The sequence below is a fragment of the Pantoea sp. SS70 genome (genome assembly GCF_029866845.1).
GTDB lineage: Bacteria > Pseudomonadota > Gammaproteobacteria > Enterobacterales > Enterobacteriaceae > Pantoea > Pantoea leporis.
On sequence record NZ_CP117199.1, the window covers coordinates 2,131,264 to 2,145,093 of the forward strand.

12 protein-coding genes are annotated in these 13,830 nt (G+C 54.0%); 6 read left to right on the plus strand and 6 right to left on the minus strand.

The window, feature by feature from the left end; translation table 11 throughout:
* The first annotated feature begins 74 nt into the window (after positions 1 to 74).
* Complete coding sequence (locus PO881_RS09935; protein ID WP_101764325.1) at positions 75 to 509, plus strand: DoxX family protein; 435 nt, start codon at positions 75 to 77, stop codon at positions 507 to 509.
* A gap of 54 nt (positions 510 to 563) precedes the next feature.
* Here the strand turns inward: PO881_RS09935 and PO881_RS09940 are convergent, their stop codons facing one another.
* Positions 564 to 1,901: a VOC family protein gene (locus tag PO881_RS09940; protein WP_280172890.1), complete on the minus strand. Its 1,338-nt coding sequence runs from the start codon at positions 1,899 to 1,901 to the stop codon at positions 564 to 566.
* A gap of 88 nt (positions 1,902 to 1,989) precedes the next feature.
* Entirely contained in the window at positions 1,990 to 3,324 is a 1,335-nt protein-coding gene (locus PO881_RS09945; protein WP_101764324.1) for an aromatic acid/H+ symport family MFS transporter, read from the minus strand.
* A 322-nt stretch (positions 3,325 to 3,646) separates the two neighbouring features.
* On the opposite strand from PO881_RS09945, the gene PO881_RS09950 reads away from it, so the two are divergent.
* On the plus strand, positions 3,647 to 4,567 hold the full coding sequence (locus PO881_RS09950) for a LysR substrate-binding domain-containing protein (protein ID WP_101764323.1): 921 nt from the start codon (positions 3,647 to 3,649) through the stop codon (positions 4,565 to 4,567).
* On the opposite strand, the gene smrA is transcribed toward PO881_RS09950, so the two are convergent.
* The gene (gene smrA / locus PO881_RS09955; protein ID WP_192411789.1) at positions 4,564 to 5,130 is read right to left on the minus strand and encodes a DNA endonuclease SmrA; all 567 of its coding nucleotides are present in this window, start codon (positions 5,128 to 5,130) and stop codon (positions 4,564 to 4,566) included. The two genes, PO881_RS09950 and smrA, sit on opposite strands and share 4 nt — an antisense overlap.
* 296 nt (positions 5,131 to 5,426) lie before the next feature.
* Between smrA and PO881_RS09960 the strand changes: the two genes are divergently transcribed.
* Together PO881_RS09960 and uspE are read left to right on the plus strand one after the other, a co-directional pair.
* Positions 5,427 to 6,179 carry an FNR family transcription factor gene (locus tag PO881_RS09960; RefSeq protein ID WP_008106391.1) on the plus strand — a complete coding sequence of 251 codons (753 nt, stop codon included), beginning with the start codon at positions 5,427 to 5,429 and terminating at the stop codon, positions 6,177 to 6,179.
* 118 nt (positions 6,180 to 6,297) lie between these two features.
* The gene (uspE, locus tag PO881_RS09965) at positions 6,298 to 7,254 is read left to right on the plus strand and encodes a universal stress protein UspE (RefSeq protein WP_101764321.1); all 957 of its coding nucleotides are present in this window, start codon (positions 6,298 to 6,300) and stop codon (positions 7,252 to 7,254) included.
* 78 nt (positions 7,255 to 7,332) lie between these two features.
* On the opposite strand, the gene pntB is transcribed toward uspE, so the two are convergent.
* Positions 7,333 to 8,721: a Re/Si-specific NAD(P)(+) transhydrogenase subunit beta gene (pntB, locus tag PO881_RS09970; protein WP_280171723.1), complete on the minus strand. Its 1,389-nt coding sequence runs from the start codon at positions 8,719 to 8,721 to the stop codon at positions 7,333 to 7,335.
* Positions 8,722 to 8,732: 11 nt separating this feature from the next.
* Complete coding sequence (gene pntA, locus PO881_RS09975; protein ID WP_280171724.1) at positions 8,733 to 10,262, minus strand: Re/Si-specific NAD(P)(+) transhydrogenase subunit alpha; 1,530 nt, start codon at positions 10,260 to 10,262, stop codon at positions 8,733 to 8,735.
* 539 nt (positions 10,263 to 10,801) lie between these two features.
* Between pntA and ydgH the strand changes: the two genes are divergently transcribed.
* Together ydgH and PO881_RS09985 are read left to right on the plus strand one after the other, a co-directional pair.
* On the plus strand, positions 10,802 to 11,758 hold the full coding sequence (ydgH, locus tag PO881_RS09980; protein ID WP_101764318.1) for a DUF1471 family protein YdgH: 957 nt from the start codon (positions 10,802 to 10,804) through the stop codon (positions 11,756 to 11,758).
* Between the two features lie 224 nt (positions 11,759 to 11,982).
* Positions 11,983 to 13,374: an amino acid permease gene (locus PO881_RS09985; RefSeq protein ID WP_280171725.1), complete on the plus strand. Its 1,392-nt coding sequence runs from the start codon at positions 11,983 to 11,985 to the stop codon at positions 13,372 to 13,374.
* Here PO881_RS09985 and PO881_RS09990 read toward each other — a convergent pair.
* Positions 13,371 to 13,784 (minus strand): hypothetical protein, encoded by a 414-nt coding sequence (locus PO881_RS09990; RefSeq protein ID WP_222182189.1) that lies wholly within the window; start codon positions 13,782 to 13,784, stop codon positions 13,371 to 13,373. The two genes, PO881_RS09985 and PO881_RS09990, sit on opposite strands and share 4 nt — an antisense overlap.
* Positions 13,785 to 13,830: the final 46 nt, after the last annotated feature.

Sequence of the window (13,830 nt, forward strand, 5' to 3'; positions counted from 1 at the left end):
AAATATTTTGGCTAGCCCCATCGAGGCCATTTGTTTTAAGGTTGCAAGTTAACTTGGCGCGACGGAGAAACACCATGTTTGGTGGCATTAATCAAATGTTCAACCGGATGTGCGATCACCCGGACCTTGGCAAACTGCTTTTGCGCCTGACGTTTGGCGGATTGCTGCTGTTTCATGGGGCGTTCAAAGTGGTGCATGGCGTGGGTTGGATTGCGCACATGCTCGCCGTCAAAGGAATGCCAGGTTTCATCGCTTACGGTGCTTACATCGGGGAAATAGCGGCACCTGTAATGGTGATCATCGGATTTTTGACGCGCCCTGCGGCGTTCATTATTGCGGTGAACATGATTGTTGCGACACTGCTGGTAAAAATGGGCGCTGTCTGGCATCGCACCGACGTCGGTGCGTGGGCGCTAGAGACAGAAGCGCTTTACCTGCTGGGTGCGCTCGCCATTATGTTTTTGGGTGCCGGGAAGTACACGCTGGTGCGTGACGCGCGCTTGCAATAACCACAAGAAAAGCAGCCGGTCTGCTGAATTTCAGACCGGCTGTAACATTTCTCCTCAGGCTACGCCACACCGTTCCAGACTGCGCTGCTGCATCTGCTGGTACAACGCCATTTCATCCTGCACCGCGCAACCTAACGCGCTTTCAAAATCCGCTCGGCTGGCATTCCCCGCGCTGCGTGTTTGCGCCACGTCGCCCAGATTCGACTGGAAAATCCCCGCGGCACTGACCGGCAGAAAATCCTCGTAAACGATCGGTTCGGCACTCAAACGCTCTTCAGCCAGCAACTGCGTCACGCTTTCGCCCGCGCGTGGCGGCAGATGCTCGCCTTTTTCGGTCAGGCGATAGCGGAACCACGCCAGCTGCTGCTCGCGCAAAGACTCTTCGTCGTCGGGGAAATCACCAAACACTTCACTTAGATGTTGCTGGTGATGCTGGTTATCGCTGCCGGTACCGGCTTCGGCCAGCAGACGATCGTAAAGTTCGCGTCCTTTCGGGGTGAGCGCCGCGCCGCGCTGTTCAATCTCACCAAAGCGCGCGGTGTGCGTGCCCGGCGTGCCATCGTTAAAGTGCACCGCTTCTTCCAGCGCTTTGAAGCTGGTCTGGCGCAGCAGAATCGGTACTTTACGCTGCGGCGGGCCTTCAATCAGTGTTTTGGGATCGATGCCGCGCGAAGGCATCAGCGCTTGCACCCGATCAATATCCAGCGTGCGCGGCGTCAAATGGTTGATGTGGCAACCACGGAAACACACCACATCGGCAATCAGACGATGCTGCTGGCTCAGTGCGTAATAAGTGGCGCTGTCTACGGTGGTGTGCGCATGCCAGCGGAAGGTTTCCAGCGCTTCCTGCACGAAAGTGGCGGCATCCGCGGCGTTCAAACCGCCCTGCTGCTGATGCTTAGCGATCAACGCGCGGCAACCTGGCGTAAAGATATCGCGCGCGGCGAGAATTGCAGCGGCCTTCTCGCGCAGCGCCGCATCATCAATCAGTTCCAGACGCAGCAACGAAGTGAAAACGCGGAATGGATTATGGCGCAACGCGCGATCGCTGACCGGACGAAACGCCGTGGAGTGCACCGGCACACCGGCTTGCGACAGGTCGTAATACCCCACCGCTTCCATGCCCATCACGGCGAACATCTGGCGCAACGTGCTGAGTTCATCAGCCTTTCCGACGCGAATCGCACCGTGACGCTCGACGCTCAGGCGACTCAGTTCATCGGCGGCCGACAAGCGGTTTTTTAACTCGGGATTGGCTTCCAGCGTACGTTCATTAACAGCGGTGACCAACTGCGTCAGCGTGCCGTATTGCGGCACTTCCTGCTGATACAGGGTCGACATTGCCTGCGAGAACAGCGTGCGGATGGCATCGCTGCTGAGAAAGTTTGGCATCATCATCACCTTGGGCTAACGGGTTGTTGCTACTGTAGATCAACCCTTTAGCGGCGGGTAACAATTTCGTGGAACTGTGATCGCCTTGTCACTCGGTGAGGTTTGACTGGTCACCAAAGCGACATTTCAGCACCAGCATGATGGTGGTTAACACGGCGGGAATCGCCAGCAGCAGGAAGATCTGACTGAACGTCCAGCCAAGCGTTAACAACTCGGCACCGACAAAGGCGCTAATGATGGCGCCGATGCGCCCTATGCCGTGCATCCAGCTGGAGCCGGTGGCACGCGCATGAGTTGGGTAATAACTGGCGGAGAGCGCATTCATGCCGGTATTGGCGCCGTTAAAACAGAAGCCGCTGCAGAAAGCGATGGCGCTCATTAAGCCGACCTGCGCGGGTGAAAAACCCAGCGCCACAATGGCAATGCCACCGCAGAAATAGATCACCGCCAGCGCCAGGTTGGCGTTGATGCGGTCCATCAACCAACCCGCAAACAGCGAGCCAAGGGTTCCGCCAGCTTGATACATCGCCGTGACAATCGCCGCTTCCGTCACCGACATGCCGAGCGTGCTGATCAATGAAGGCATCCAACTGCCAATCAGATAAACGAGGAACAGCCCCATAAAGTAGCCGCCCCACAACATCAAACTGCCGAACAGATAGCGGCGCGACACCACGGTCGCCACCGAGCCTTTACGCGCGGTCGGCAACTCAGTGCTTTGATAATGGCTATCCGGCTGCACGCTGCCGGGCAGCATACGTTCGAGGATGGCGTGAATACGTGCGGCAGGCGCGCGACGGCTAATCAGAAAACGTACCGATTCCGGTAAGCCGCGCACTAAAAAAGGCAGCACCAGCAGCGGCAGCACGCCGCCCATCAGCATAACGGAGTGCCAGTCATAGCGCGGCAGCAGCCACGAAGCGGCAAAGCCTCCCGTCGCGGCACCAAAGGTAAAGCCACAGAACACCACGGTAATAATAAATGAGCGGCGACGTTCGGGCGCGTATTCGGCCACCAGCGTGCCCACGTTGGGCATCGCGGCCCCAAGCCCTAAACCGGTTAGAAAGCGGAACAGCATCATCTGTTCGATGTTCTGCGCCATCGCCGTGGCCAGCGTCCACAGACCGAAAAACAGCACGCTGATGAGGATCATCACGCGGCGACCATAGCGATCGGCCAGCGGTCCGGCGACCATCGCCCCTAATGCCAGACCAATCAGCGCCGCGCTGATCACCATGCCGAGTTGATGATTCGTGACGCCCCAACTGGCTTTCAGCGTGGGCGCAATAAAGCCCATCAGCGCAATGTCCATGCCGTCCAGCGCCACTACCACGAAGCACAGCGCGATTAAGCGCTTCTGCCAGCTGCTAAGCGCACTCTTATTGATAAGCTGGCGAACGTCTACTGCTTCAACGCTGGTCACGTAACGACTCCTGCACTTTTAACCGTTTAGGGCATCAGTTTTAGTAAAAAAAACGGCGCTTATCATAGCTCATCGTTAACAATAACAGGCACTCTTTTTGGATGTAATTGAGAACTATTCAACTTTTTACGCTGTATGTTATTGATTTTATAGCGCGCGAATATGCTGCAAAAAGTGTCTTTTTCAGCTTTACTCATAAATACATCAGGTTAGCGGCGAAGCTTGCATAGCGGTGATTTTGTTAATATAAATTTGCAGGCAAGTTAACATAATTAACGTTTCCTCATTGCTGCTCCTCGGCATAACTCATTATGTTGGGCGTATGGACAAAAATATCCTTTTCAATCAGCGCATTCGCTTGCGTCATTTACATACCTTTGTGGCGGTGGCGCAGCAAGGCACGCTCGGTCGTGCCGCTGAAACGCTCAATCTGAGTCAGCCCGCTTTATCGAAAACATTGAATGAGCTGGAAGAGTTGGCGGGCGCGCGACTGTTTGAGCGCGGACGACTCGGCGCGCAGCTCACCACGCTGGGCGAACAGTTTCTGGTTCATGCGGTGAAAGTGCTGGATGCGCTTAATCATGCGGGTCAGAGCTTCAACGCGCCGCAGCCGGGCCGACCGGTGGTGATTCGACTCGGCGCGCTGACGACGGCGGCGATGGGCATGCTGCCGCAAATTCTCGATCGCTTCCATGAACAGCAACCTAACACCACGGTGCAGGTTGCGACATTGCATAACAACGTGTTGTTAGCCGGTTTACGTGCCGGTGAGTTTGATGTCGGGATTGGTCGTATGGCGGACAGCGATATGATGGCCGGACTCACTTATGAATTGCTGTTTCTGGAATCACTCAAACTGGTGGTGCGCCCCGATCATCCGCTATTAAGCGAGAACGTTATGCTGTCGCGCGCGATGCAGTGGCCAGTAGTGATTTCGCCGGAAGGCACCGCACCGCGCCGTATCGCGCAGCATATGCTGAATGAGCAAGGTTGTACCTTGCCAGCGAACTGCGTCGAAACCTCATCGACATCGCTGGCGCGACAGCTGGCACTGCGTTACGACTATGTGTGGTTTGTGCCTTCTGGCGCCATCAAAGAAGATTTGAATCACGATGCGTTGTGCGCGCTACCGATCGCCTCGCCGGGGCCAGGCGAACCGGTGGGCATTATTACGCGCAGCGGCAGTCCGTTAAGCCTGAGCGCCGAAGTGTTGATGGCGACCATCCGCAAATTCCACAGCTAGCGACTGTGTTTTGCATGACGCTCACGGTTCTCCAGGCGCGCCTGTTCGGTTTTTCGTAAACCGACATAGAGCGCGCCCGCCCCACCATCTTTCGGCTGCGCCGTACAAAAGGTCTGCACTTCTGCAAACTCCGGCAACCATCGCGCCACATAGCTGCGCACGATATTGGCGTGCGACTCATCGTCACGCCCTTTGCCATGAATAATCAATAGATTGCGCAACCCATGTTTATTGGCCTGCTGCATAAAGCTGAACAGCGCCTGACGACAGGTTTCTACTGGCTGACGCAACAGATTAAGGCTGGCTTCAGGCGGATATTTGCCCAGTCGCAGCTTATCCAGCACGCCTTGCTGTACGCCATCAACTTTAAATTCCAGCGGTGTGGTCAGCGGAACGATGTCGAGATAGCCACGCGTGAGGAAATTTTCCTGCTCGTCACTTTCCTGCGGCGCACGCGGCGCTTTAGGCGAAGGTGCGCGTAGCCATTGGGTATTAGCGCAATTTTTTAATGGTGTCACATCACCCATGGCATCACGGAAAAGGTCTTCATCATCAAGGTTCATGGTGTTTCCTCTCGCCTGGTGTTTGCCTGCGCGTCCAATTCGACGCTAAAGCAAAAGAGTAGCAAAGGATTATGGGCAAAACATCTGTCACTTTTTGCGCTGTATTAAGCGCGCTATAGCTGTAAACCTGGCAACAAAACGTTCCAGATCAATAAATGCGCTTCAGTCAGACCAGCGCAAACCGCGTAATACCTGACATTTGTGGGGTTTTAAGGACATTTACTGCTCGGATGAGTTCCCTTCGCTAAGAAAAATGTTAAAATTGACCGCAGTCAATAATCATCGAGCGTAACTATATGATCCAGGAAAAACGCAGCATTCGACGTATTCAGTCTGGCGGTTGTGCCATCCATTGTCAGGATTGCAGTATCAGCCAATTGTGTATTCCCTTCACGCTGAACGAGCACGAACTGGATCAGCTGGATAACATCATTGAGCGCAAAAAGCCGATTCAGAAAGGCCAGACGCTGTTCAAAGCCGGTGATGAACTGAAATCTCTCTACGCTATCCGCTCCGGCACTATCAAAAGCTACACCATCACTGAACAAGGCGACGAGCAAATTACTGGCTTCCATTTGGCAGGCGATTTGGTGGGTTTTGACGCCATTGTTGGTGCCAAACATCCAAGCTTTGCGCAAGCGCTGGAAACCGCGATGGTGTGCGAAATCCCGTTTGAAACGCTTGACGACCTCTCCGGTAAAATGCCGGCGCTGCGTCAGCAGATGATGCGTTTGATGAGCGGTGAAATCAAAGGCGATCAGGATATGATTCTGCTGCTGTCGAAGAAAAATGCCGAAGAGCGTTTGGCGGCATTTGTCTGGAATCTGTCGCGTCGTTTCGGTCAGCGCGGCTTCTCACAGCGTGAATTCCGTTTGACCATGACGCGTGGCGACATTGGTAACTATCTGGGACTAACCGTAGAAACCATCAGTCGTCTGCTGGGTCGCTTCCAGAAAAGTGGCATGCTGGCCGTAAAAGGCAAATATATCACCATTGAGAACCACGCTCTGCTGGCAGAATTAGCTGGCCAGACCGAACAGGCCGCGTGATTCTGTGCCGGGTTAATAAAAGTTATTTTATTGATCCGGCAACAACTTTTCCGCTTCTGCCCTGTCCAAACTTAGGCTATCTTTAACCCAACTTGCTTTGGTTTTAGGAGATCGGCTTATGTCCCGGTACCAAAATATTCTGGTGGCTATTGATGCCCAGCAGGACGATCAGCCCGCGCTGCGTCGTGCGGTTTATCTCAATCAACGAATCGGCGGAAAAATCAAAGCTTTCCTGCCTATTTACGACTTCTCATATGAAATGACCACGCTGCTGTCGCCCGACGAGCGCTCCAATATGCGCAAAGGGGTAATCAGCCAACGTACCGAATGGATCCGCCAACAGGCCCAGGCATATATTGAGGCTGGCGTTGAAATTGAAATCAAAGTGGTTTGGCATAACCGTCCGTATGAAGCCATCATCCAGGAAATTCTGGCACATCAGCATGATTTAGTGCTGAAAATGGCGCACCAGCACGATCGCCTCGAAGCGGTCATCTTCACCCCGACGGATTGGCATCTGCTGCGTAAATGTCCATGTCCGGTATGGATGGTGAAAGATCAGGCGTGGCCTGAAGGCGGCAAAGCGGTGGTAGCGGTCAACTTAGCCAGCGAAGAGCCGCATCATGATGAGCTGAATCAGAAGCTAATTCGTGAAACCACGCTGCTTGCCGAGATGGTGAATCACACCGAAGTGCATTTGGTCGGCGCTTACCCCATCACCCCGATCAATATTGCTATCGAACTGCCCGACTTTGATCCCAGCGTTTACAACGACGCGATTCGCGGCCAGCATTTAGTGGCGATGAAAGCGCTGCGTCAAAAATTCTCCATCAGTGAAGAGTTCACCCACGTGGCGAAAGGTTTGCCCGAGGAAGTGATTCCGGATATTGCCTCGCATCTGGACGCCGGCATTGTGGTGCTCGGCACCATTGGCCGTACCGGTTTGTCAGCCGCGTTCCTGGGTAACACCGCGGAACAGGTGATTGATCATCTGCGTTGTGATTTGCTGGCGATCAAGCCAGACGATTTCAAATCGCCGATTGATCACGATGACGAAGAAGATGAAGACGATTGATTAAAAAAAGGGCGGCTCGCCATGGCCGCCCTACTTATTTCTACTCAGGGCGGTGAATCACATCACCGCCCTGCTTTTTTACAGCGCGCGCAGAATGCCTTCCACGCTCGCTTTTGCATCGCCAAACAGCATCTGCGTATTGTCTTTAAAGAACAGCGGATTCTGGACACCCGCATATCCGGTGCTCATCGAGCGTTTAAATACAATCACGTTCTGCGCTTTCCACACTTCCAGCACCGGCATGCCAGCGATTGGACTGCGCGGATCTTCCAGTGCGGCTGGGTTAACGGTGTCATTCGCGCCAATCACCAAAACGGTATCGGTATCGCTGAAGTCATCGTTAATCTCGTCCATTTCCAGCACCACATCGTAAGGCACTTTCGCTTCCGCCAGCAGTACGTTCATGTGACCCGGCAAACGACCGGCAACCGGGTGAATACCAAAGCGAACTTTGATACCGCGCGCGCGCAGCTTTTCGGTAATCTCCGCTACCGGATACTGCGCCTGCGCCACCGCCATGCCATAACCCGGCGTGATCACTACAGAAGAAGAGGCTTTCAGCATTTCTGCCGTCTCTTCCGCCGTAATTTCACGGTGCTCGCCCACTTCATCGCTTTCGCCGCCCACGCTTACATCGGTACCAAAACCACCGGCGATCACGCTAATAAAGGAGCGGTTCATCGCTTTACACATGATGTAAGAGAGGATGGCACCCGAGGAACCGACCAGCGCACCGGTAACGATCAGCAAATCATTGCTCAGCATGAAGCCTGCCGCCGCCGCCGCCCAACCGGAGTAAGAGTTCAGCATCGAGACCACAACCGGCATATCCGCGCCGCCAATTGACGCCACCAGATGCCAGCCAAACACCAGCGCAATGACGGTCATCAGCAGCAGCGCAAACACCTGCGCACCGGTGCTATCAGTTTGTACGAACCACAGCATCAGCAGGAAGGAAACCACCAACGCCGCGAGGTTCATTTTATGACGATGTGGCAGCATCAGCGCTGATGAGGAGATCTTGCCGCGCAGTTTGCCAAACGCCACCAGTGAACCAGTAAAGGTCACCGCACCGATGAATATGCCGAGGAACACTTCTGTCAGATGGATATTTTCCATCACCGGCGCGAGGCCTGGCGCATGATCGATATAGCTGTTGAAGCCCACCAACACCGCCGCCAAACCCACGAAGCTGTGCAGAATGGCAACCAGTTCCGGCATTTCGGTCATTTCGACTTTTTTCGCCAGACGCAAACCAATCGCACCGCCGATCACCATCGCCAGCAGAATCCAGGCAATGTTCCCGGTGTTCGGGCCAAAAATGGTGGCGAGCAGCGCAATCGCCATGCCGCTCATACCAAAAATATTACCCTGCTTTGAGGTCTCGTGTTTAGAGAGACCGGCAAGGCTGCAAATAAACAGAATCGCGGCAACAATATATGCTGCAGTAACTAATCCGCCAGACATGTTGCTACCCCTTAATTCTTACGAAACATTTTCAGCATGCGCTGGGTGACGGTGAAACCACCGAAGATATTGATGCTGGCGATCAGTACGGCGATAAACGACAGAATCGTGACCCAACCGCCGTGGCCCATCTGCAGCACCGCACCCACCACAATAATGCCGGAAATGGCGTTGGTGACGGCCATCAACGGCGTGTGCAATGCGTGACTCACGTTCCACACCACGTAATAGCCGACCACGCAAGAGAGCGCGAACACGGTGAAGTGTGACAGGAAGTCCGGCGGCGCGACGTTGGCCAGGCAGGCAAACAGCACCACCGCCAGCGCCAGCAGCAGATACTTGCGCCATGGTGAAACCGGTTTGGCTTCTGCCTTCGGCAGCGGCTGTGCGGCGGGTTGCGCTTTCGGCGCGGCTGAAACCTGAATCGGCGGCGCTGGCCATGTCACTTCGCCATCACGAATCACCGTCACCCCGCGCACCACCACGTCGTCGAAATCCACGGTAATTTCGCCGTTTTTCTCTTTACACAGCAGTTTCAGCAGGTTGACAAGGTTGGTGCCGTAAAGCTGTGAGGATTGCGTTGGCAGGCGACTTGGCAAATCGGTGTAACCGATAATCTTCACGCCGTTAGGGGTTAAGGTCACCTGATCGGCCAGCGTCAATTCGCAGTTACCGCCGGTTTGCGCAGCCAGATCGACGATTACGCTGCCTGGTTTCATGCTGGCAACCATCTCGGCAGTAATCAGCTTCGGGGCCGGACGGCCAGGAATCAACGCGGTGGTGACGATAATGTCCACTTCTTTCGCCTGCGCGGCAAACAGCTCCATCTCTGCCTTAATAAAGGCTTCAGACATCACTTTGGCATAACCATCGCCGCTGCCCGCTTCCTCTTCAAAGTCCAGCTCAAGGAACTCGGCGCCCATACTCTGCACCTGCTCTTTCACTTCAGGACGCGTATCGAAAGCACGCACGATGGCACCTAAACTGCCTGCCGCGCCGATGGCCGCTAATCCCGCGACGCCCGCACCGATCACCATCACTTTGGCTGGCGGCACTTTACCGGCAGCGGTGATTTGACCGGTGAAGAAGCGGCCGAATTCATGAGCGGCTTCAACGATGGCGCGATAACCCGCAATGTTCGCCATTGAGCTCAACGCATCCAGCGCCTGCGCACGAGAAATACGCGGCACCGAATCCATCGCCATCACGGTGACGTTGCGTGCAGCCAGCTTTTCTAACAGCGCGGGATTCTGCGCAGGCCAGATAAAGCTCACCAGCGTGCTACCGGCGCGCGTCAGTTCAATCTCCTGATCGTCCGGCGCATTCACTTTCAAAACGATGTCCGATTGCCACACATCGTGAGTGTTAGTAATAGTGGCGCCGACGGCGATAAAGCTTTCATCATCAAAGCTGGCGCGAAGTCCTGCGCTCTGTTCAACGGTGACGCTAAATCCCAGCTTGATCAGTTGCTCAACGGTCTTTGGCGTGGCGGCCACGCGCGACTCATTGGCTAACCGTTCTTTGGGTATCCCAATTAACATACTGTTTCCTTTCAACAATTAAAGGATGAGGTTCTGTAAGTGGCAAAAAGCTCAAAAGCCGAAACAGTGTTTCAGCTTTTTATGAGCAAAATGCACAATGTAACAAAGTCTTTATAACCTACTGAAAATATGAAGAGTGATCCACAGCGATAATGCCCACTTATGACATTCACACAAATATTCAGACACAAAGATTGAATGCCATGTTTTGCCACTGCATTTGGTGTTTATTAAAAAATATTGTGCTGCGCAAAATCGTTTCATGTCGAATTAAGTGTTTTTAAAAACCTTTAATTAACAATGCGTTAACTATTATGGCACTAAGTGTTACCAGAATAAGTGGTTATCTGTGCAAAAAAGAGCCGTAACAGAAGTCAATGACAGGTCGATGAATAAACGGCAGAGATTGTCAATGTTATGCGCTTAAATTGGCTGAGACAGGCCGATTATTACATGCAATAATCAGCGGCTAATCTGTTATACATCAAGAGTCCAGCACGTTTTCGTACTCATTTTGCGTAAGGCGAAGGATCATTTTTATGAAGCTGAAGAACACCATTCTGGCGTCAACCTTGTTATCACTGCTGGCAGCGAATGCGTTTGCTGCTAAAGAGTTAACGCCAGAGCAAGCGGCCGCGTTGAAACCATTCGAACGTATTAATATCAGCGGCCGTTTCAATGCGATTGGCGATGCAACTGATGCCATCTCCAAACAAGCCGATGCCAAAGGCGCTGACTCTTTCTATGTTCAGGGTATTAATGATAGCAACGGCAACGGCGGTAACTGGCGCGTAACGGCTGATTTGTATAAAGCCAACGCACCGAAAGCGGATGACTCCACTAAATATCGCACCTTCTCAGGCGTGAAAGAGCTGCCGAAAGCAGAAGCCTATCGCCTTGAGCCGTATGACACCGTATCGGTAAATGGCTTCTTCTCCAGCCAGCCAGATGTTAATGAAGCGATTGCCAAGGCAGCCAAAAATAAAGGTGCGGCATCGTTCTTTATCGTGCGTCAGGTTGATGCGAACAACGGCGGCAACCAGTATGTGACCGCGTATGTTTACAAGGCTGATGCGCCAGAACGTAAAGTACAGAACACCTCTGATTCAATCCCAGCAGATTCTGAAGCCGGTAAAGCAGCATTGGCCGCAGGTGGCACCGCCGCCACTAAAGTGGCCATTCCTGGCGTGGCCTCTTCGGATACCCCAAGCCGCAACGTTGGTCGTTTCTTCGAAACGCAAAGCTCAACCGGCCAACGTTACACGGTGAAAACTGCCGATGGCCGTAGCGTGCAGGAAGTGAATGCGATTACTGCTGCGCAGATGCAGCCGTTTGACACCATCACCTTCTCCGATCACTTTGGTACCCCAACCGAAATCTCGGAAGCGGTTGGCAAACGCGCAGTGGAAAAAGGCGCTAAGTACTACCACATCACGCGTCAATGGCAGAACCAGAGCGGCGGCAACCTGACCGTCACCGCCGATCTGTTCAAGTAATAGCGATTAAGGGCGGCGTCCGTCGCCCTTTTCAAAATCTCCCTGATACTAACTGCATAATCTGTGCGCAGATTTGCATAGTCTTGCATTGCCTTCCCCGTTTGCACTCCGTAAAATCTGCCGCCTGTTTTTAGGGGATTCCGTTTCAAAGTTGGCTCATTGCCACGCGACACTCCAGCGGAATCGTCACCACCCAGCATACTCTGCTGTTTAGGATGGGCGTTTTGGATAAAAAATTAGGTCTTAGTGCGCTCACCGCGTTGGTACTCAGCTCTATGCTGGGCGCTGGCGTGTTCAGCCTGCCGCAAAATATGGCAGCGGTTGCCGGCCCGGCGGCGCTGCTGATCGGCTGGCTCATCACCGGCGTTGGCATCATCTTCCTGTCGCTCGCCATGCTGTTGCTGACGCGGCTGAAGCCGGAGTTGGATGGCGGCATCTTTACCTATGCGCGCGCCGGATTTGGCGAGCTGATGGGCTTCTGCTCGGCGTGGGGATATTGGCTGTGTGCGGTCATTGCCAACGTCTCGTATCTGGTGATTGTCTTCTCGGCGCTGAGTTTCTTTACCGACACGCCGGATCGCGTGGTGTTTGGTGATGGCAATACGTGGCAGGCGATGCTCGGCGCGTCGGTGCTGCTGTGGCTGGTGCATTGTCTGGTGCTGCGCGGCGTGCAAACTGCGGCCAGCATTAATCTGCTGGCGACCATGGGAAAACTGGTGCCGCTGTTGCTGTTTGTGGTGCTGGCGCTGCTGGCATTCAACTACGATCGCTTCCGCTTTGATTTCAGCGGCGTGGAACTCGGTCAGCCGCTGTGGCAGCAGGTGAAGCAAACCATGCTGATCACCTTGTGGGTATTTATTGGTGTGGAAGGCGCGGTGGTGGTTTCTGCGCGTGCGCGTAATAAACAGGATGTCGGACGCGCCACGCTGATGGCGGTGCTGGCCGCGCTGCTGGTCTACTTGCTGGTTACGCTGCTGTCGTTAGGCGTGATTCCGCGTGCCGAGCTGGCGCAGATGCGCAACCCTTCTATGGCGGGTTTGATGAAGCATTTGCTCGGTCATTGGGGCGATGCGGTGATTGCGGTCGGATTGATTATTTCGGTGTGCGGCGCTTATCTGAGCTGGACGATTATGGCCGCTGAAGTGCCGTTCCTCGCCGCACAACAAGGTGCCTTCCCGCGCAGCATCGCGCGTCAGAACCGCCACAACTCCCCTTCGGCGTCGTTATGGCTGACCAACGGCAGCGTACAGGTTTGCCTGATTTTGATCGCCCTAACCGGCGCGGATTACAACACGCTGCTGACCATCGCTTCAGAAATGATTTTGGTGCCCTATCTGCTGGTGGGTCTGTATCTGATTAAGGTAGTACGCGGGCAGAACAAACCCTGGGCGATGTTTACCGGCGTCGGTGCCAGCGCGTATGGCATTTGGCTGCTGTATGCGTCGGGTCCTTTGCATTTGCTGCTTTCAGTCGTGCTCTATGCGCCCGGATTGCTGCTGTTTCTGTACGCACGACGCGGCGGCCGTGGCGACAAAATGTTGTCACAGCTGGAGCGCATCGCGATTGTGTTGTTGATTGCGGCGTCACTGCCCGCGTTGTGGCAGCTAACGAATTAGTGCGGCTGAACCGGAATGGAAACGCACAGCAGGTCATCCTGCTGTGACAAGTTGAGCGGCTTACGGTATTCCTGATGAATAGCGTCAAGCTGCTCGGTTGACAGCGGATACGGCAGCTGAATATCAAAGCGGCTGATGTGTTGTTGTTCGGCCAGGGTGATCAAACGCGCGATATTAATCTCGTCGCTCACCTGTGTTGAAATGATTTGTAATGCTAATTCTTTCAGATGGTCGTCGCTGGCCTGAAGATTGTGCGCCGATTTACGCGTCACCATGCCAAAAATAGGCATCACGCCATAAATGGCATCGACAAAACTCCAGCGTTTTTTGCAGGAAGCGGAGAGAAAATCACTGTAATTGAAGCAGATGCGATCACTGTATCCGGCTGAAGCCAGCTCTTTATCAGACACTCTCGCACTCCTCCTGTTTTTCGTTACGGTTCCGAACCTTGCGCGA